We start from the raw sequence: 18,889 nt of genomic DNA, 5'->3' as shown, positions 1-18,889 counted from the left end.
CACCAGGACAGAATTATGACTTTTTCTTTTGATTTGCCGACGCGTTCGGCGGCCCTTGATACGCTGCGCAGCGAGGTACGCGCCTTCCTCGACCAGAATCTGAGCAAGATCCCCGTGCACGAACGCGCTCGCTCCTGGCACGCCTTCGACGCTGATTTCAGCCGCAAGGTTGCGGCGCGCGGCTGGGTGGGCATGACTTGGCCGAAAGAATATGGGGGCCAGGAGCGCAGCATGCTAGAGCGTTATGTCATGCTCGAGGAGATGGTCGCCGCCGGCGCACCCGTGAACGCGCACTGGACCGGCGATCGGCAGAGCGGGCAGCTCCTGCTGCGTTATGGCACCGAGGCGCAGCGCCGGGCCATCCTGCCGCGCGTGGCCCGCGGAGAGATCTTCTTCTGCATCGGCATGAGCGAGCCCGATGCGGGCTCCGACCTGGCTAATATTCGCACCCGCGCGGTTCGAACCGAAGGAGGCTGGATCGTTAACGGCACCAAGATCTGGACCTCAGGCGCACACCAGAAGCACTACATGATTATGCTGTGTCGCACTCGACCAGTGGAGGAAGACCGCCACGCCGGCATGAGCCAGTTTCTGGTTGACCTTTCGCTACCCGGCATCTCGGTACGCCCCATCATAAACATGGCCGGCGAGCTGCACTTCAACGAGGTGGTCTTCACCGACTGCTTCCTGCCCGACGAGGCCTTGGTGGGCAGCGAGGGCAATGGGTGGAAGCAGGTGATGAGCGAGCTTTCCTTCGAGCGCAGCGGCCCCGAACGCTTCCTCACTGCCCAGGTGCTGTTGCGCGAGCTGGTACGCATCGCTGGACCTGCGCCCAGCGACCATGCAGCGGTTGCAATCGGCAAGCTCTCGGCCCACCTGGCCACGTTGCGCCGCATGTCCTTCGCAGTCGCGCATGCCCTGCAAGAGAAGCGCGACGTGGGCGCCGTGGCCTCCATCGTCAAGGACCTGGGCTCGGTGTTCGAACAGTCCATCCCTGACATGGCGCGCGATGTTTTCGCGCTGGAGGACATTGAGGACGAGCAGTTCCAGCAGGTCTTCCGCTACGTGATGTTAGCCTCGCCATCGTTCTCGATCTATGGCGGCACGCGTGAAATCCTACGCAGTGTTATCGGCAAATTCCTGCAGGCTGCTTGAGGACAAGCATACGGCCGATGGAATGACCAACTCATCACTTGAAATCCCCATGTTCAAGAAAGTCGCCATTTTCGGAGTTGGGTTGATCGGCGGTTCATTCGCGCTGGCGCTAAAGAAAGCAGGTGGGGCCGGGCAGATCGTCGGGGGTTGGACGCTGCACCACTTCTGTTGAACGCGCGATCGCGCCGCATGTGCAGCCCGGCACGGTGCTTACCGATGTCGGCAGCACCAAGACCGACGTGGTCGCAGCCGCCCGCAAGGCTCTCGGCGCAAAGAATGCACAGTTCGTGCCTGGCCATCCGATCGCCGGCCGTGAACAGCATGGACCGGACGCCGCGCTTTCCGACCTTTATGTTGGCAAGAAAGTTGTACTGACAGCGTTGCCGGAGAACGCGCCGCGGGACGTCGGGCTGGTGGCCGCCGCTTGGAAACGTTGCGGGGCCTTCATTCATGAACTGACTCCCGAACGGCATGACCATATTTCTGCGGTTCTGATGTGATGGACGACTCCCGCTAGACGGCGGGAGTCGTCCATCACATCAGAACCATCGTTAGGTGGACACGATACTCCCAAGCGCGTCAACGGAACTCCAGGTGAGTTGCCCGGCCGCTTACGGACGATGCGTCAAGTCAGCCGTGCTACTTCGTTTCCATATTAACGTCGAGCGCTCGGTGCTTCGTCTCCGGGAGGGCTATGCAACAGCAAAGACAGAAGAAACACATAATCGCTAGCACCGTGCCGAAGACGATTGTGCCGTACGCCGAAATGATTGGACCGGCAATGAGAGGAGGTACGGCACCGCCAAGAATGCCAGACGCGTTATAGCAAAGGCCTACTGCGGTATATCGATAGCGCGTATCAAAAAGTTCGGACATGTACGAGCCGATCGGGCCAAAAATGAAGCCAGCGATGAACATCGTCACAACGACAGCCACCGCATACGCCGCGAACGTACCCGCGTGCAACACGGGGAACAGAAGCACCGCCCACAAGGTCGCCAGCCCATTTGCACCGATAAGTGTAGCCCGTCTGCCAATGCGGTCCGATAACCTCGACGTCACCAAGACTCCGAGTAACATAATGATGCCGCTGGCCACGGATACGAGCGTCACTGTGGTGTACCCGAGCCTCAATTCACTTGCGCCGTAATTCAAGACATACGTCACGACAAGGTAGAGCATCGTAAATGCACGAACGGCGACCATACAACTCAAAGGCATGTCGCGTGGCTGACTGGCAATCGCGTCGAGTACCGGGAAGCGGGACGCGCCACGCAGTCGTAGCTCTTTGGCGAACACCGGCGTTTCGTTCATCCGGAGTCGGATATAGAGACCCAGTAGCAACAGGACGGTACTAAACAAAAATGGAATGCGCCAGCCCCACGTGCGAAACGCGTCTGCGCTCATCGCCATGCTGGTCACCGCAAACGTGCGGAGTGATAAACCTATAGGAGCCTAATCGATGTTTCGATCTGAGCAGCGATCCACCACCTTGCAGTGTCCTCATAGAGATTCCCTCAGGCTGTTATCGATAGGCCGTACTAGTATCCAACGCGCATTCCTGGTTTTCCTAAGCGAATGAACTGCTGCTCCGCCGCCCTACAGTTGGACCGCTGGCAGCCCCCGAGCCGTCAGAAATGTGACTGCGTTACCAGTAAACAGGTTGTCGCGAGCACAGTTCGCGCATTGATATACGAGTCTCAATCTCGTGAGCAGCGAACGCGGCCGGCCCCTCGACGCGACCCAAAATTCCGCTTTGTTCCCGCGAGAGCCGTCCGTCCTGTGGGGGCAAACGTGGGGGCAAAATCGCCCCAAACGAAAAAGGCTCTCAGAGCCGAAGCCATGAGAGCCTTATATCTATTGGTCGGGGCGAGAGGATTTGAACCTCCGACCACCTGCACCCCATGAAAGGAACAAATCTCCCCGAGCTGAAGAGTCTGTTCGCCGTCGCGGCGTGCGGAACCATCCGGCACGGAATAGCGTCCTGTGGGATCCAACATTTTTGCGTATACAAGTGCGTATATATGCCATAAATAAACTATTTTTTTAATTTAAAATCAAACACTTGAACTTCATATTCGAGTCCTCTCTTGGCACCAGATTCGAAAGTAGAGCCGCCTTCGGGCGGCTTTCTTTTTGTGTAGGGCCTTGGTAGTCGAGATCATTGTTTTGTCGATTGCCGGATGAGCAGGACGGTGGCTCGGTAGCGATTGCATCACTTCGCTGCGCGTTCAACCGGGCGGATGAGACAAGCAGGTTTGTTTGAAGCAGGAATTGACAAACTTAATCATCTTGCTAAACTAGCGGTCTAGTTTGAAGACGTGCCCAGGTGGCGGAATTGGTAGACGCACTAGGTTCAGGTCCTAGCGGTGGCAACACCGTGGAGGTTCGAGTCCTCTCCTGGGCACCATCAGTAGTTCCGGCGTAAGCCGATGTAGTCCGAGAAACCCCGTAAGATCATGGTCTTACGGGGTTTTTTGTTTCCGCGGACGACCGTCAAGTTCCGGTGGCATCGACGATTTTTGCGTATACACTTGCGTATACGCGGAATCGAGTTGCCGGGTCATGCCTAAACGCGTCGAACCGAAGTCCGAGGTGGTCTTTCGCGTCGCCAAACCGCGCGAGCGCCCCTATCTGCTCACCGACGGGAATGGGCTCGCTCTGCGCGTCTGGCCGGACGGGAGCAAGACTTGGCTGCTCCGCTATCGCCGCCCGGGCACTGGGAAGGAAAACTTTCTCAGCCTCGGCCCCTACCCTGAGGTTGCGCTCGTCGACGCGCGCAAGTCTGCCGTGATCGCTCGGAGCCTCGTACGAGAGGGTACTGATCCCGTCGAGCACCGCAGGGCGGAATCTGCCGCACGCAAACGGGTCGCCGAAGGGGCGTTCCACCTCGTCGCCGAGAATTGGCTCGCCTTCAAACGGAAGGAGTGGGCCGACGAGACCTATCGCAAAGCGGAATTCGTAGTTCGGCAATACCTGATCCCGCCACTACGCAACAAGCCCATCTCGACGCTCGCTACATCGGAAGTCAAGCCGGTGTTGGAAGCAATAGCGGCGCATGCCCCCAACCTCGCAACCAAGGCGCGCCAATACGTCGGCGGCATCGTAACCTACGCGATCCACCATAGCCTGAGAGAGGACGGTATTCCGTTGTCGCTGCGCGGCGTCATCCCGCGACACGAGAAAGGTCACATACCGGCGATTACGAAGCCCACCGAAATCGTCCCGCTCGTGCAGGCCATCAATACATACCAGTCGCCAATCACGAGGGCAGCTCTAAAGCTGACCATGCTCACTGGCCTACGTCCCGGAGTAGTGGCGACTGCACCGTGGGACGAAATCGATCTTGACGCGGGCGAGTGGCATACGCGCTTGTCGATGTTTGCGGTCTCGGCGGCCGCATGGATGGCGCGGGTCAGTTGCCGCGTGCTGAGCGGGTCGATCGGATCGAGGCCCGGAAAGAGCCACCCGCCATCGAGCATGCAGCCCTGGGCACGGGCAACGCGCCACCAGACGCGCAGACGTTCGAGCAGGACCGGCGAGAGCATCGCGTAGCGGTCACGGCGGCCCTTGCCCTGCTCGATGCGCAGGGTCATGCGCTGGCTGTCGATGTCGCTGACCCTGAGCGCGACCACTTCGCTCGCACGCAGCCCGGCGCCATAGGCGACCGACAGCGCGGTCTGATGCTTGAGGTTTCCGGCTGCCGCGATGAGCCGACGCACCTCCTCGGGGCTGAGCACAACCGGGAGCGTGCGAGGCACGCGTACCGGCTGCATCCGCGCCATCAGCTCAGGCCGGCCGAGCGTGACTTCGAAGAAGAACTTCAGAGCGCTGATCGCGGCGTTCAGCGACACCGGCGACGCGCCGTGATCGACCAGATGCAACTGGTAGTCCCGGAGGTCCTCGACAGTGGCGGTATCGGGTAAACGCCCGAGGTATCGGGCGAACTGACGTACGGCACGCAGATAGGCGGCCTGGGTCTTGGGTGCGAACTTGCGCATGCGCAAGTCCTCAAGCATACGGCGGCGCAGCGGGCTGATGCCCGGATCGGAGGAGGTCATGATGGGACTCCTGCTGGAGGACGAGGCGGATTGCCTCAACCACCAACATAAGCACCGGCGCCACTCGCCTCCCATTCGCCGCCAGAGTCGGGCCGTAGCCCCCTACCGCGCGAGCGGTTTAGTCCTCTCGGCCAGAGCCGACATTGGGGCGGGCTCGGCTCTACGTCAGCAATGTGGGGATTGCTGACGGTCGCGACATCGAGCAGCCGGACGTCAGCTTCCCGCATCAGCGAACTCACACGTTGTTCGACGCCTGCCCTTGTCTGCTGCCGTGTGAGTACATGACGACGCATGCGGGCAGGCGTTGGACAACGCTCGAGGGAGGAAACCGCGGAGTGTACCGAGGCGGCTATGGGGATTGAAGTGATGCCCTGACCCACGGGATCACGCGATGATGGGTTGAAGCTGAGGCTGGGTTGATGCCGATGCGGTCCCGATGCCGTCGCACAGCGCGTTTGTCTGATCTTGCAAAGGCGGCAACGTCTGCCTGGTGCCATGCACGCAAACGTCTCCTGTTGGCGCTCGTTGCCGAAGAGCCGACAGTTGGATTGAACATCCCGGATCATTCAGGTTCATGCATTACCTCTGACCCCAGGCGGCGCGCGAATCGGCTGGCTGCGCAGCAGGATATCGATGATGACCATCGGTGCGCCGCAGTGCCGGGCATACGAAGGTCGGTGCCGTGGCGTGTGGTGACACGTCTTCGCTGGCCTCAATGATTGTCGGAGCGTGCAGCAGCGTGCGTATCGTCGCCAGGTTCTGCCGCCGCACCGGGTTGGCGAGCAGGCCACAGTAACGGATGCGGTGGAAGCCGCCAGGCAGCACATGCAGCAGGAAGCGCCGCATGAATTCCTGTGGCTCAAGCGTCATGGTCTTCTGGCGTGTGCGGCCGCTGGCACGATAGTCCTTCCAGCGGAAGGTCAGGCTGCGGTCGTCGAGCGCGATGAGCCGCTGTGGGCGGCGACAATTATCACGACCGACCATGCTGCTTGACGCTGTCTACGCTGGTTGGAGATGGCTAAAGCCGATGCTCTTTGACGATGAATACGTCGAGCAGGCGCGTGCGGCGCGGCCTTCACCCGTGTCCAGGGCTCAGCGTTCGGAACAGGCGAAAGCCAAGGACGCCACCAGGCGCACGGAGGATGGGTTGCCGGTCCATAGCTTCCGCACCTTGCTCGATGACCTGGCCACGCTCACGTACAACGTCTGCCACACGCCCCGCAATCCGGACGCCAGGATCATCATGCCGACCCGGCCCACACCCATTGAGGAACAGGCGTTCCGCCTTCTGAAAGTGAATCCTGTACCCAGTAACCGTCCCGCCCGCGCACGCATAACAGCGAAAAATCAACAGCTTGTCTTGGCGGCCTGGTCAAAGTTCGGGCTAAAGCAATCCCTCGACGAGCAGCCCGGACCGAAGGATGGCAAGAACAGCAGTCGTGACCTCGACTTGCAATACGCCTTGCGGGAGTTCGATTCCCGATGTGGAGAATAAACCGGTCGGCTATTTTTGCTGCAGTACACCCCTCAAAGCCAAGCCTGGCAGCGGTTTTCGGAGGATTTCAGATTTCGGGGGATGGGCAGAAATAGCCTTCCACCTCGCCCCCGACGGCCAAAGCCATAAGTAAAGCGAACCCATTATCGTCTTTTTTATTGCTTTACCCGCTCCTCGTTCTACCCGACAGTAACCTCAGCGCGCCGCCACGGCAGCTTGCAGCCGAAACGCGATTGATCAGTGCTGACGGCTACCTATGACAATGATGACCTGCATTGCAGAAAATCTGCGGGTCCGGGAGACGAGTCGATGAGTCATATGGACAGAAGCTTAATCAACTACCGGCTTACGAAGTCAGGGGCCATTCACTTCGGCCAACACACGGCCGGCCCGGCCATGGTCATATCACCTTGCTGCTATCTCTATTAATGACGCGGGATTTATTGCGTCATCGCGATGCACGGCTGCAGGGACCTCTCGAACAGGTGATGCCTAACTGGGAATTAAGGAACACCGAAAACCATACCGCTCCGGCAAGTTTCACCATTCCCAATATCAAAGATATCGATGCTTTATTATCTAAATTATCAAAAAGACAAGGCATCGAGACGAAGACTTCAATTAATGATTAGATCCCGGATAGCTTTTTATATTTAACCGACATTAATACTGGATTCGATATGTCTAACCAAGTGATTTTGCCGCGCATCCTTCAGGTCGGCGCCAACGCCAGCGAGACAGTTTCCACGGTTCTGGCGACTCTCGGCTGCAGTCGCCCCTTGATCATCACCGACAAGATGATGGTGCAGCTGGGCTATGCCGGGCGCATTCAGGAGGATCTCGCCGCCAATGGCAGGACAGCCGAAATTTTCGCTGATACGGTCCCCGAGCCCACGGTTGACTCGATTCGAGCCGGCGTGGAGAAGGCTCGCGCAGGAGACTACGACAGCATCATTGCACTGGGCGGCGGCAGTCCGATCGACAGCGCCAAGGCGATTGGCATTCTTGCCAAGCATGGTGGAGAAATGCGCGACTACAAATTTCCGCGCATTGTTACCGAGGTTGGGTTGCCCATTGTCGCGGTGCCCACCACTGCGGGAACCGGCTCGGAAGTGACCCGTTTCACGATCATCACTGACGAGCAGAACGACGAAAAAATGCTTTGTGTGGGCATCGGTTTCATGCCCGTGGCAGCCTTGGTTGACTATAACCTTACCCTCAGCCTGCCGCCGCGCGTCACCGCCGATACGGGTATTGATGCGCTGACCCACGCGATCGAGGCCTACGTTAGCCAGAAAGCCAACCTGTACAGCGACAGTCAGGCCTTGGCGGCCATGCGCTTGATTGGCCCCAATCTGCGTAAAGCCTATCGATCCGGCCAGGATACAGCCGCCCGCGAAGCCCTGATGCTCGGTTCGACGCTCGCCGGTGTGGCATTTTCCGCTGCGTCCGTGGCGCTGGTACACGGCATGAGTCGACCGATCGGCGCCCTTTTCCACGTTCCCCATGGGCTGTCCAACGCCATGCTGCTGCCCAGTGTGACCGCGTTCTCGATCCCGGCGGCGGATGAACGCTACGCTGATTGCGCTCGTGCCATAGGCGTGGCCGACAGGCAGGACAGTACGCAGGCCGCCAACGCCAGGTTGCTCGCTGAATTGCGGTCGATCAACGATGACCTTCAGGTGCCGACGCCCGAACAATTTGGTATCGACCGCGAGCGCTTCTTCAGCTTAATGCCGACCATGGCACGGCAGGCTCTGGCCTCAGGCTCGCCTGGCAATAACCCACGCGTGCCCTCGGTCGAGGAAATGGTCGAGCTCTACCGCGGTCTCTGGTAAGCAAATTCCCACCTCAAAAAAACCGCATCTGATCTATCGAAGTGAAGGTCATTCAGATGCGACAACAACTCTTGGCATCGGGAAGCAGAACCCTATTCCCATCGCCCATTTTTGTGGCCCTTAGAGCCTGTTCCGATCCCAGCAAGGAGTATGAAATGCAGCCCTTCAACGACGACGCAGACGTGGTTCACTTCATCAACGGTCGCCGCGTGCCAGGCACAGGCACTCGAAAGCAGCCGATATTCAACCCCGCGACCGGTTCTCCGGCACGCATGCTGCACCTCGGCGATGCGTCCGACGTAAGTGCCGCCGTAGCGTCGGGGAAACAGGCGTTCCAGGGATGGAGTAATACGCCACCCATCCGTCGCGCGCGCGTCATGCGCCGCTTTCTCGAACTGATGAACCAGCACAAGGACGAACTGGCAGCGATCATGACCGCCGAGCACGGAAAAGTGTTCAGCGATGCGCAAGGCGAAGTGGCACGGGGCATCGATGTGATCGAGTTTGCCTGCGGCATTCCGCAATTGCTGAAGGGTGACCATACGGAACAGGTGTCGACCGACATCGACAACTGGACGACCCGGCAACCACTCGGCGTTGTCGCGGGAATCACGCCTTTCAACTTTCCGTGCATGGTTCCTTGCTGGATGTTTCCGATTGCGATTGCCGCAGGCAATGCGTTCATTCTGAAGCCCAGCGAGCGTGATCCCTCAGCGTCGCTCTACATGGCCCGCCTGCTGCAGGAAGCCGGGTTGCCTGACGGAGTGTTCAACGTCGTGCAGGGGGACAAGGTAGTCGTGGATGCGCTACTCGAGCATCCTGACGTAAAAGCGATCAGTTTCGTCGGTTCGACGCCGATTGCCAACTACATCTACGAGACGGGGGCAAAGCACGGAAAACGGATCCAGGCGCTTGGCGGAGCGAAGAATCACATGGTTGTGATGCCCGACGCTGACATTGATCAAGCCGTCGACGCTTTGGTCGGCGCAGGCTACGGCTCCGCGGGGGAACGGTGCATGGCGATCTCGGTCGCAGTCCTCGTAGGCGACGTTGCGGACAAGCTGATTCCGCGGCTCGCTGATCGAGCACGCTCCGTAGTAGTAAAGAACGGCACGGAGCCCGACGCCGAGATGGGGCCGATCGTCACACGTCAGGCGCTGGAACGCATTGAAAACTACATCGCGATTGGCGTCGAAGAAGGCGCGTCGCTGGTTGTCGATGGACGTGGCCTCAAAGTTCCGGGACACGAGGAAGGCTTTTTTACCGGTGCCACGTTGTTCGACCACGTCACGCCCGAGATGCGAATCTATCAAGAGGAAATCTTCGGACCGGTGCTGTCCTGCGTCCGTGCGAAGGACTTTACAGAGGCCGTCGACCTGGTCAACGCGCACGAATTCGGCAATGGCGTCGCCTGTTACACTCGCGACGGACACATCGCGCGCGAGTTCGGCCGGAGAATTGAGGTTGGAATGGTTGGCATCAACGTACCGATCCCGGTACCGATGGCGTGGCACGGATTTGGCGGCTGGAAGCGTAGCTTGTTCGGTGACACGCACGCGTATGGCGAGGAAGGCGTCCGGTTCTATACGCGTCAGAAGTCAATCATGCAACGCTGGCCGGAGAGTATCGAGCAAGGTGCAGAATTCGCGATGCCGACGGCGAGGTAGTCTTTCCACTGCAAAACCCGCTGCTGCTCCCGTGCTGTCACATCCCGGCACGGGAGAGCACACCACCGGTCCTGAAGTCGCAGGCCTTCAAATCCGAACGGAAGCGCCCAACATCATGCGCTGCGGCAAATGTCGACAACCGTTCGACCCCTCAGCTTTCCATCCATCCTTTGCACGGCTGCCTCCGGCACGTCGTGCAACGCTATTCGGTGCGTGAGTTCGGCGAGCTTTGCTCGATCCAGATCCGCAGCGAGCCGATTCCACGCTGTCTGACGATGAGCGATCGGACACATGACCGAGTCGATGCCCAGCAGTTTGATACCGCGCAGAATGAACGGCGCAACGTTCGCCGGGAACTCCGTGCCTTGCGCGAGACCACACGCCGTCACGACGCCGCCATATTTCGTCTGTGCGCATGCGTTGGCAAGCGTATGCGAGCCGACAGAATCCACAACCGCCGCCCAGCGTTCTTTCTGCAACGGCTTGCCGGCTGCCGACAGCGTGTCCCGATCGACCACATCGGCGGCGCCGATACGCTTCAGAAAATGCGCCTGCTCCGGCTTGCCCGTCGACGCCACGACCGTAAATCCCCAACTGCTCAATAGCGCGATTGCCACGCTGCCCACACCGCCACTCGCGCCGGTCACTAGCACTTCACCGTCGGCCGGCTTGACACCGGCCTGTTCCAGCGCAAGGCAGGATAGCATCGCCGTGTAGCCGGCCGTCCCGATTGCCATGCTTTCGGCCGTTGATAGTCCCCGCGGTACCGCAATCAGCCAGTCGGCCTTCAGGCGGGCTTTCTCTGCGAGGTACCCCCAGTGTGTTTCGCCGAGGCCCCATCCGTTGACGAGGACAATATCGCCCGCTTTCCAGCGAGAATCTGTCGATGTCACCACCTCACCGGCGCCATCGATACCCGCGACCATTGGCCAGGCGCGTACGACCGGACCGCGGTTCGTGACCGCTAGCGCGTCCTTGTAGTTAAGCGTCGAGTGCGCGATACGAATGAGCACTTCGCCGGCTGCGAGGGGATGCTCGTCGAGGGGTTCGGTCATCGAGGCTGGTAACCCCGGCCGAAAAACCGCTGTCATTCTGCTGCAGATAAAGGGCTGAAAAAGCCATGCTTGTCCTCTCTGACGGTGAACGCAGGCGGGCAGGCAAGGCGAAATGGTACATCCGGACACCATAAACCATTCAAGGATGTACCACTACGCCATGCCCGACGGTTTCCACGGGCATAAGGCGACAGGTGCCACGGCAAGCAATGTCACGTCGCTATCTGTCGCGCCGCGCTTCTGGACCTCAGCCACTCCATCGTCACCAGAAGCAGGCTGGAAAATACAATCAGAATTGTCGCAAGGGCAGCAATCGTCGGAGTAATGTTTTCCCGGAGGCCGATGAACATCTGCAACGGCAATGTACCTTGTGTCGGACCCGCGATGAACATCGTGATGACGACATCATCGAGGGACGTGGCGAATGCAAACAGGGCTCCAGAAATAACGCCCGGCGCAATGATGGGCAGGGTGACGGAGAAGAACGTCGTGACGGGCGACGCACCGAGGCTCAGGCTCGCGCGCACGTAATTCTGGTTGAACCCGGCAAGGGTGGCGTTGACAGTGACCACCACGAATGGAGCAGCGATAGCGGTATGACCCAAAATCAGACCAAGGTACGACCCGGCTAACCCCCACTTCGCAAAGAACAGATACATCCCGACGGCAGTGACGATCACCGGCACGATCATCGGCGAGATCAAAATGCCGATCAGCGCGCCCTTGCCTTTGAACGTCGCCTTGTTGAGGCCTAACGCGGCCAACGTCCCGAGGACAGTGGCCAGGATCGTGGCAAGCGGGGTTACGATGAAGCTGTTTTTTCCGGCACGAAGCCAGTCAATGGACGTAAACAGATTGTGGTACCACTTGAACGAGAACTTGTGTATCGGATAGACCAGGAATGTATTGTCCGTGAAAGAAAGCGGGATGATCACCAGTATCGGCAAGACCAGAAACAGCAGGATCATGACATTGGTCGATCGCAAAAAGTAGTGCCACGCGATCTCGGGAGCCGATGTATAAGGTGCAAAACGCGATACGGTCGTTTTCATGGTCCTAACCTACCTTCAGTTCGTTGCCGACGATCTTTCGATAAACACCGAAGAGAATCAACGTCACGAGAAGCAGAACCGCTCCCAGTGCGCACGCCATCCCCCAGTTCAAGGCCACATTCGTGAAATACGCGATGTAGTAGCTCACCATCTGGTCGCCGGCTCCGCCCAGCAATGCGGGAGTGATGTAGTAGCCCAACGCCGTGATGAATACCAGCAGTCCGCCGGCGCCGACTCCCGGCAGCGTTTGCGGAAAGTAGACCTTCCAGAACGCGCCGAACGGGTGACTACCCAGCGAGATCGCTGCCTTCGTATAGCTGGCTGGCACGGATTTCATGACGCTGTACAGCGGCAGGATCATGAACGGCAGGAGGATATGAGTCATCGAGACCAGCACCCCCGTCCGGTTGAACAGCAGTGTCAATGGAGACGATATCAGGTCCAGCGACAGCAACGCCTTGTTGACGAGGCCGGATCCTTGAAGGATGACGATCCAGGCGGAGATCCGCACAAGGATCGAAGTCCAGAAGGGAAGGAGCACCAGAATCATCAGCAGATTTGCCTTACCCGCCGGCAGACTGGAGATCCAGTATGCCAGGGGGTAGCCGAGGAGCAGCGCGGCGAGCGTTACCAGGCCGCTAATCACGAACGTTCGCTTGAATACCTCCTGATATGCCGAGGCGCCTGGATCAACCGGAACGATGTCACCGGCAGAATTGCGACGGTAGTCCATCGTCGCGAGGAGATACTGGCTTGTGTATCGGGATGAATCTTTAGCGATTGCCTGCCAGTAACCGGGATCTTCCCAACGCCTGTCGATTTCGATCAGCTTTTGTCGAACCTCTTGCGCAGGCAGCGCTGAATCATTGTCGCCGAACGGAAGTGCGCTCGAAGTCTTGTAAAACAAAGAACGGAAACCCTCCTTCTGCCCGTTCAGTCGACCGGCAGCGGTACCCGAACTGTTGTTCCCGCCGTTGCGCTCGATATCCAGCATCAGCCCGCGAAAGGCGTCATCCGGAACCGCCGATTTCCGATCCCAGTTTCGCAGCGCCGCCGTCGTGTCTGGCAACGCGTCAACGACTTCCGGACTCTGAATCGACCGCGAAATCATGGATGCAACGGGCATCACGAATACCAGAAAAATGAAAATAGCAAGAGGAGCGACCAGCGCCAGCGCCGCCATTTGCTTACGTAAATTCACGTTCCTAAGCGATCGCTTGAGCTCACGCAAATGCCAATCCTGCTGCTGAGTAGTTACCGCGCTCATGTCTCTCTCCTTCGCGTACCCATGCGTTCGAGCGATGGGTACGCGATTCGCGTTATTTCGCTGCCCACGCGGTGAAACGCTGTTCCAGCGCGTCGCCGTGGTCGGTCCAGAACTCTACGTCGTTGGGGATAGCGTCTTTGCCGTTCTTCGGCGAGTTAGGCAGGTTTGCAAGAGTGGTTGCATCAAGCAACTTTAAAGCGCCCTTGTTGGTTGGTCCGTACGGGATGTGCTGCGCGAACGTAGCTTGAGCCTGAGGTTCGAGCACGTAGGCAAGGTACTTCTCGGCTGCATCCTTATTTTTTGAGCCCTTCGGAATCACGAAGAAGTCCAGCTCATAGACGCTTTGGTCCCACGAGATACCCAGGTTCTTGTTCCCTGCCCGCATTGCGGCGTCGATGCGGCCGTTATACGCGGTGGACATCGAAACGTCACCGGCGACCAGGAACTGCGGCGGCTGTGCGCCAGCCTCCCACCACTGAATGTGTGGCTTGAGTTCGTCCATCTTCTTGAACGCCCGATTGACGCCAGCCTCCGTGCCCAGCACGGTGTACACGTCTTTCGCCGGAACGCCATCTGCCATCAGTGCGAATTCGAGGTTATAACGCGCCTCCTTCTTCATGCCACGCTTGCCAGGAAATTTCTTGACGTCCCAAAAATCCTTCCAGCCCTGTGGCGTGCCCTTCGTCAGCGTCGGGTTGTAGGCCAGCACGGTCGACCACACGAATGTGCCGGCAGCGCAGGGAGTCACCGATCCAGGCAACAGATCACCCTTTTTCGCGATCTTCGACCAGTCGAGCTTCTCGAAGAGTCCGTCCTGACAGCCGCGTCCGATGTCTGCCGACTCGACTTCAACGACATCCCACGTGACATCTTTGGCGTCGACCATCGCTTTGACTTTGGCCATTTCGCCCGTGTACTCAATCGCATTCGTCGGAATACCGCTCGCTTTCGAGAACGGTTCAACCCATGCAGCCTTCTCGGCGTTCCCCACGGCGCCACCGTAATTGACCGTCGTAAGGCCGTCCGCCAATGCGAAAGCGGAACAACACATCATGGCAGCCACGCCGACCGTATTTCTAAAGAACCTCATTTCGTTCTCCTTGGCACAAGGTGATTTCGCTACGCGTGGTCAATTGAAAACTCTCAGATGATCTTCATGAAACGACAACGCGATTCGATTTCCCGGTTGGACATGGGCCGCCCCGTCCTGCCCGAGCGGAACCTTCACGAAACACTCTGTTTCTCCGGGGCAGCGGCAGCGTAGCCGGACGTGATCGCCGAAGTAGATCATCCCAAGCGTTTCGCTGTTGATGACATTGCGCTGCTGTTCGGATTGCCGTCCAATCGAGAGCCGCTCGGGACGGATCACCCCTGTGGCGTGGCTACCGACATTGAGCCCGGCAACATTCAGCGCACGTACGGTCGTACCGTCTGCAATGCGCAACTCGCAATAATTACCATCCCGGCTTACGACGGTGCCTTCCACCCGGTTACTGTCACCAATGAAGTTGGCTACAAACAGATTCGTCGGCGATTCGTAGAGCGAGTCGACCTGGTCGAGCTGTTGAATCACCCCCTGATCAAAGACCGCTACTCGATCTGACATCGTGAGCGCCTCACCTTGATCGTGTGTGACGTACACAAAGGTCAGGCCAAGGGATTCGTGCAATGCCTTGAGTTCTATCTGCATGTGCTCGCGCAACTGTTTGTCCAGCGCGCCAAGCGGTTCGTCCATCAGCACAAGCTTTGGGTTGAACACCAACGCACGCGCAAGCGCCACTCGCTGTTGTTGACCGCCTGATAGCTGACCTGGCATTCGCTTACCCAGCTTTTCCATGTGGACCATCTCGAGCGCCCGCTTGACGCGCGCGGCCCGCTCGTCTGGCGGCATCTTGCGAACCTTGAGGGGATACTCGAGGTTCTGTCCGACGGTCAGGTGTGGGAAGAGTGCATAGTTCTGAAATACCATTCCGATGTCGCGTTTATGCGGCGGAATACGATTGAGCAACTGACCGTCCAGCCAGATTTCTCCATCGGTTGGGTATTCAAACCCGGCGAGCATCATGAGACAGGTGGTCTTTCCCGAGCCGGACGGACCGAGCAAAGTGAGAAACTCCCCCTTCTGGATGTCGAGATTCAGGTCTTTGACGACGAGTGTTTCTCCGTCGTATGTCTTCCGAACATGGCGGAAGCTCACAAATGTGTTGCCCTGGTTTTGCATGATCGTTACCCTCAATGTCTCTCGGTGCGGAAGGCACCTGGCAGCGCAGGCGGTAGCGCTGTGTCTGCAGCTCGGCTGCGGCGACAGGGAGGCGCACAGGGCACCTCCTTCCCCGTGCCTCGCCATGGGCGTCTTCGCGCCATGTGCTGCGTCGCTCGGTTGAGGTTCTCGATAACGATTCCTGCGCCTCGCCGGGTGTTTTCGGTACCCGCGAGCGTGTGGTGTCGTACATGCATCTTCGTCTCCAATCTTATAAATATTCGAACACCCCTTCGCTACAGCCTTTTTTCTTCTCGGGTGCTTGCTGCTATCGGCCGCGTCCACACATCAGCGGAACGGTCGCGATTTGTTCCGGCTTGCCCGCAACGGTGACGTGTTCAGCTGGGCAAGTACTCTTCGCACCAGCTTTCGCCGACCGCCCCTCGCGCAATCAACGTCGCAATCTGGGTATCGCTGTAGCCCATCTTGCGCAAAACCCCTCGGGACGAGGCACCAAACTTTTGTGCTGGCGCCAGTGCGCAGATCGGAGCAACGTGAGGGCGAATCGCAAAAGGATCGAGTTGGGTGACGCGTCGTCCACTCGGATGCTCGGCATACACACTGAAGGAATAGCTGCCGTTATCGATGCCCGGACGATTGTCTGCAGGGCGGCTGTAGCGTTCGCGCAAGTTGTCGATATTGTCCGGAACGGCTGCCGCCACATTGGCCGCTTGCAACCGCGTCTGCCAGATTTCGGCTGAGGCCGTGGCGAGCGCGGAGCTGAGAAACGCTGCGGGATCCGCCGCGCCGCGGATGCCCGTCAGCCCCTCTACGGCGTCTAGCTTGTCCAGTTCCTTTGCGCTGGCGTCCACATACAACCAGTCATCCGCGGCCCGAAAGAAGCGTGACAGGTTGCCAAAGCCCTGGGCGCTACGGCCGGAAGGCTCATCGAACGGGGCCCGCCCTGGGTAGTCGTAGCAGAAGGGAATCTGCACCAGGTTGCCGAGCGATGCCAAGGAGGTCCGGGCACGGCTGATCTGGCCGGTTCTGGCTTTGCGATATAAAGCGGCGGCAACGCCGAGCGCTGCAGCGAACCCGCAATTCACGTCAATGGTTCCGACGTGAGCGTGTTCCTCTGGCGTTGCCATGCCGCCGCCGAAGCGCAGCATGATGCCGGTGCCGGCCTGGATCAAGTCGTCGTAACCGAGATAATCGGTCCGCGGGCCGCGACGCGGTCCCCCAAAGCAATCCAGTTGACAGAAGATCACGCCAGGGTTGACGGCCTGGAGATTGGCTTCGTCAAGACCCAAAGGTGCCAGTTGACGATCCGGTGCATTCATCACGATCACATCAACCGAACGAACCAATTGGTTAAACACCTCGCGTCCGTCAGGGTGGTTCAGGTCGACCAGGACGCTTTGCTTGCCGCGGCCCGAAGACATGCCAAAGACCACTGTGTTCCAGGGATCATAGTTGGGCGTTACGGGGTCGAGCTTGATAACGTCGGCGCCGAACCGGCCGAGGTAGGAGGTCGAATGCGGACCCGCGATGACATTGGTCAGATCGAGGACACGCACACCGTCAAGCCAGCCGCCAACATGCTGTTCGGATGGGGGCGGCAGTGCCGTGGGCGCGCACTCATCCAGGATGGCCAGGGCTTCTTTGAGACTCACCGTGCGGCGTGCGTCGGGTGAGAGCATCAGTTCGGCACTGTCTTCCAGCCAGGCGATCGCGCCAGGCTGTTTCATGTTGCCGTACTGGTGGTCGTCGACATCGACCACCAGACCAGCGGCGTTGGCGTGCTCGTCGTGCAACCACTCCTGAGTCGAGAGGTGGGGTGCCCCGGGAAAACGGCCTTCGCCGAAAATTTTTTCCCACTCGGTCGCTGTCTTGGTCAGGAACACCTCCTTCATGCGTGCCGAAATGCGCCGGGCCCAATGGTCAGGCAACGGGTAGACACCGAGTGAGGCATCCCCCTCCCACTGACAGAGAGGAAGGTATGGGTCGCTCACTGTCGGCAGCCCGGCAGATAGCATTTCCTCGTACAACCCCATCGCCTGAAGGCAACGCCTGGCGTGCGAGCGGTGTGACGGGCATACCGCATAGAACTTGCGACCGTCCGCGCACTCGTACGTGCGGTAAAAGGGATCGAGATATTCTTGCAGTTCTTCGTAGCTGAGGTTCATCGGAAGATTTTCCGACCGCCGCCGCTCAATTTCCTTTTCACGCAAGGTCTTGTAGCGTTCGGGATAACCTTCGATCTTGATCGAGTTGTAAGACAGCCCCTCCATCACCGCCGCGGCCAGAGGTACCTCGATTTGATCACCCACTCCCGTGCGCTCCCGCGCTTGCAGAGCGAGTGCCACCGCGGAGACAGCCAGCATGGTGCCGTAGGACGATGCTAGCGGCAGCGGCGAAAAGCTCGGGTTTATCCCCATCAGTACGCGGTTCTGACCCATATCGGTGAATACCCCGGAGGCCGACGCAATAATCGGCTCGAGGGCGCGCCAGTGACGACGCAACTGGTCGTTGCTGGCGAAGCCAGGGATGGACAGCGTAATGAGCTCGGGCCTTTGACGACGCAGCTCGGCAAAGTCCAGGCCCAACCGGGTCATGACATCCGGCCGGAAGTTCTCGATCACGATATCGGCACGCGCGATGAATGCCATGGCCGCCTCGAGCCCCTGCGCGGACTTCAGGTCAAGCTGCAAGCAATACTTGTTGCGGTTCAGTACGGCATTGGCCGGGCTGTCCCAAAGCGGCCCGGCAGGGGGATCGATGTGAATGACGGTGGCGCCGAGATCCGCCAGGATCATCGCCACGGCCGGGCCGGCGATGTACTGGCCAAAGTCGATGACTTTCACGCCGCTAAAAGGCAGTTGATTATGCTTTCCCATGGCTCACCGACTCATCTCCAGGACCTGCAGATCTTCCGAAACGCAGGTCATCATTGTGGTGGGTCGCCGCCAGCACCAATCAACCGCATTTCGAATGTGAGGCGAGTGGCCTTGGCGACGAACTCGGGATCACTGTCGGATACAACGGGGAGCCGGTAAAGCAATAAAAAAAACGAGGATGGGGTTGTTTTATTTATGGCTC

General features: G+C 59.0%; 11 protein-coding genes, 1 tRNA gene and 4 pseudogenes. 7 read left to right on the top strand and 9 right to left on the bottom strand.

The annotated features are described in order from the left end of the window. The first annotated feature begins 15 nt into the window (after nucleotides 1-15). On the top strand, nucleotides 16-1,155 hold the full coding sequence (locus OKW43_RS21310; RefSeq protein ID WP_429449643.1) for an acyl-CoA dehydrogenase family protein: 1,140 nt from the start codon (nucleotides 16-18) through the stop codon (nucleotides 1,153-1,155). A 49-nt stretch (nucleotides 1,156-1,204) separates the two neighbouring features. Continuing rightward, nucleotides 1,205-1,643 (top strand): annotated as a pseudogene (locus OKW43_RS21305) (prephenate dehydrogenase); the annotation flags it as partial. Nucleotides 1,644-1,794: 151 nt separating this feature from the next. Here OKW43_RS21305 and OKW43_RS21300 read toward each other — a convergent pair. Continuing rightward, complete coding sequence (locus OKW43_RS21300) at nucleotides 1,795-2,568, bottom strand: MFS transporter (protein ID WP_429449641.1); 774 nt, start codon at nucleotides 2,566-2,568, stop codon at nucleotides 1,795-1,797. A 910-nt stretch (nucleotides 2,569-3,478) separates the two neighbouring features. On the opposite strand from OKW43_RS21300, the gene OKW43_RS21295 reads away from it, so the two are divergent. Both OKW43_RS21295 and OKW43_RS21290 read left to right on the top strand, forming a co-directional pair. Continuing rightward, nucleotides 3,479-3,565: transfer RNA gene (locus OKW43_RS21295), tRNA-Leu, on the top strand. A gap of 155 nt (nucleotides 3,566-3,720) precedes the next feature. Then, nucleotides 3,721-4,260: pseudogene (locus tag OKW43_RS21290) on the top strand (tyrosine-type recombinase/integrase); the annotation flags it as partial. An 83-nt stretch (nucleotides 4,261-4,343) separates the two neighbouring features. Here the strand turns inward: OKW43_RS21290 and OKW43_RS21285 are convergent. Together OKW43_RS21285 and OKW43_RS21280 are read right to left on the bottom strand one after the other, a co-directional pair. Further along, on the bottom strand, nucleotides 4,344-5,216 hold the full coding sequence (locus tag OKW43_RS21285) for a tyrosine-type recombinase/integrase (RefSeq protein WP_429449639.1): 873 nt from the start codon (nucleotides 5,214-5,216) through the stop codon (nucleotides 4,344-4,346). 572 nt (nucleotides 5,217-5,788) lie between these two features. Further along, nucleotides 5,789-6,167, bottom strand: a pseudogene (locus OKW43_RS21280) (transposase); the annotation flags it as partial. A 61-nt stretch (nucleotides 6,168-6,228) separates the two neighbouring features. On the opposite strand from OKW43_RS21280, the pseudogene OKW43_RS21275 reads away from it, so the two are divergent. From OKW43_RS21275 to OKW43_RS21265, 3 genes and pseudogenes are all read left to right on the top strand, one after another. Next, nucleotides 6,229-6,519 (top strand): annotated as a pseudogene (locus OKW43_RS21275) (IS1634 family transposase); the annotation flags it as partial. 872 nt (nucleotides 6,520-7,391) lie between these two features. Beyond that, entirely contained in the window at nucleotides 7,392-8,549 is a 1,158-nt protein-coding gene (locus OKW43_RS21270; protein ID WP_429449637.1) for an iron-containing alcohol dehydrogenase, read from the top strand. 155 nt (nucleotides 8,550-8,704) lie between these two features. Beyond that, entirely contained in the window at nucleotides 8,705-10,216 is a 1,512-nt protein-coding gene (locus OKW43_RS21265; RefSeq protein ID WP_187632933.1) for a CoA-acylating methylmalonate-semialdehyde dehydrogenase, read from the top strand. A gap of 113 nt (nucleotides 10,217-10,329) precedes the next feature. Here the strand turns inward: OKW43_RS21265 and OKW43_RS21260 are convergent, their stop codons facing one another. From OKW43_RS21260 to OKW43_RS21235, 6 genes are all read right to left on the bottom strand, one after another. Beyond that, entirely contained in the window at nucleotides 10,330-11,271 is a 942-nt protein-coding gene (locus OKW43_RS21260) for an MDR family oxidoreductase (RefSeq protein WP_281393909.1), read from the bottom strand. A 212-nt stretch (nucleotides 11,272-11,483) separates the two neighbouring features. Continuing rightward, a complete protein-coding gene (locus OKW43_RS21255) occupies nucleotides 11,484-12,323 on the bottom strand; it encodes an ABC transporter permease (RefSeq protein WP_184040168.1) in 840 nt (279 codons plus the stop codon). A gap of 4 nt (nucleotides 12,324-12,327) precedes the next feature. Further along, on the bottom strand, nucleotides 12,328-13,590 hold the full coding sequence (locus tag OKW43_RS21250; protein WP_429449634.1) for an ABC transporter permease: 1,263 nt from the start codon (nucleotides 13,588-13,590) through the stop codon (nucleotides 12,328-12,330). A gap of 52 nt (nucleotides 13,591-13,642) precedes the next feature. Further along, nucleotides 13,643-14,680, bottom strand: a complete 1,038-nt coding sequence (locus OKW43_RS21245) for a polyamine ABC transporter substrate-binding protein (RefSeq protein WP_429449632.1) — start codon at nucleotides 14,678-14,680, stop codon at nucleotides 13,643-13,645. Nucleotides 14,681-14,719: 39 nt separating this feature from the next. Next, entirely contained in the window at nucleotides 14,720-15,811 is a 1,092-nt protein-coding gene (locus tag OKW43_RS21240) for an ABC transporter ATP-binding protein (protein ID WP_187632674.1), read from the bottom strand. 377 nt (nucleotides 15,812-16,188) lie between these two features. Further along, nucleotides 16,189-18,687 (bottom strand): CoA transferase, encoded by a 2,499-nt coding sequence (locus OKW43_RS21235; protein WP_429449630.1) that lies wholly within the window; start codon nucleotides 18,685-18,687, stop codon nucleotides 16,189-16,191. Nucleotides 18,688-18,889 lie beyond the last annotated feature (202 nt).

It is taken from the genome of Paraburkholderia sp. WC7.3g, assembly GCF_050436345.1.
GTDB classification, from domain to species: Bacteria; Pseudomonadota; Gammaproteobacteria; order Burkholderiales; family Burkholderiaceae; genus Paraburkholderia; species Paraburkholderia podalyriae.
The sequence above is the reverse complement of the archived record's forward strand: the minus strand, read 5'-3'. Positions and strand labels throughout refer to the sequence as shown.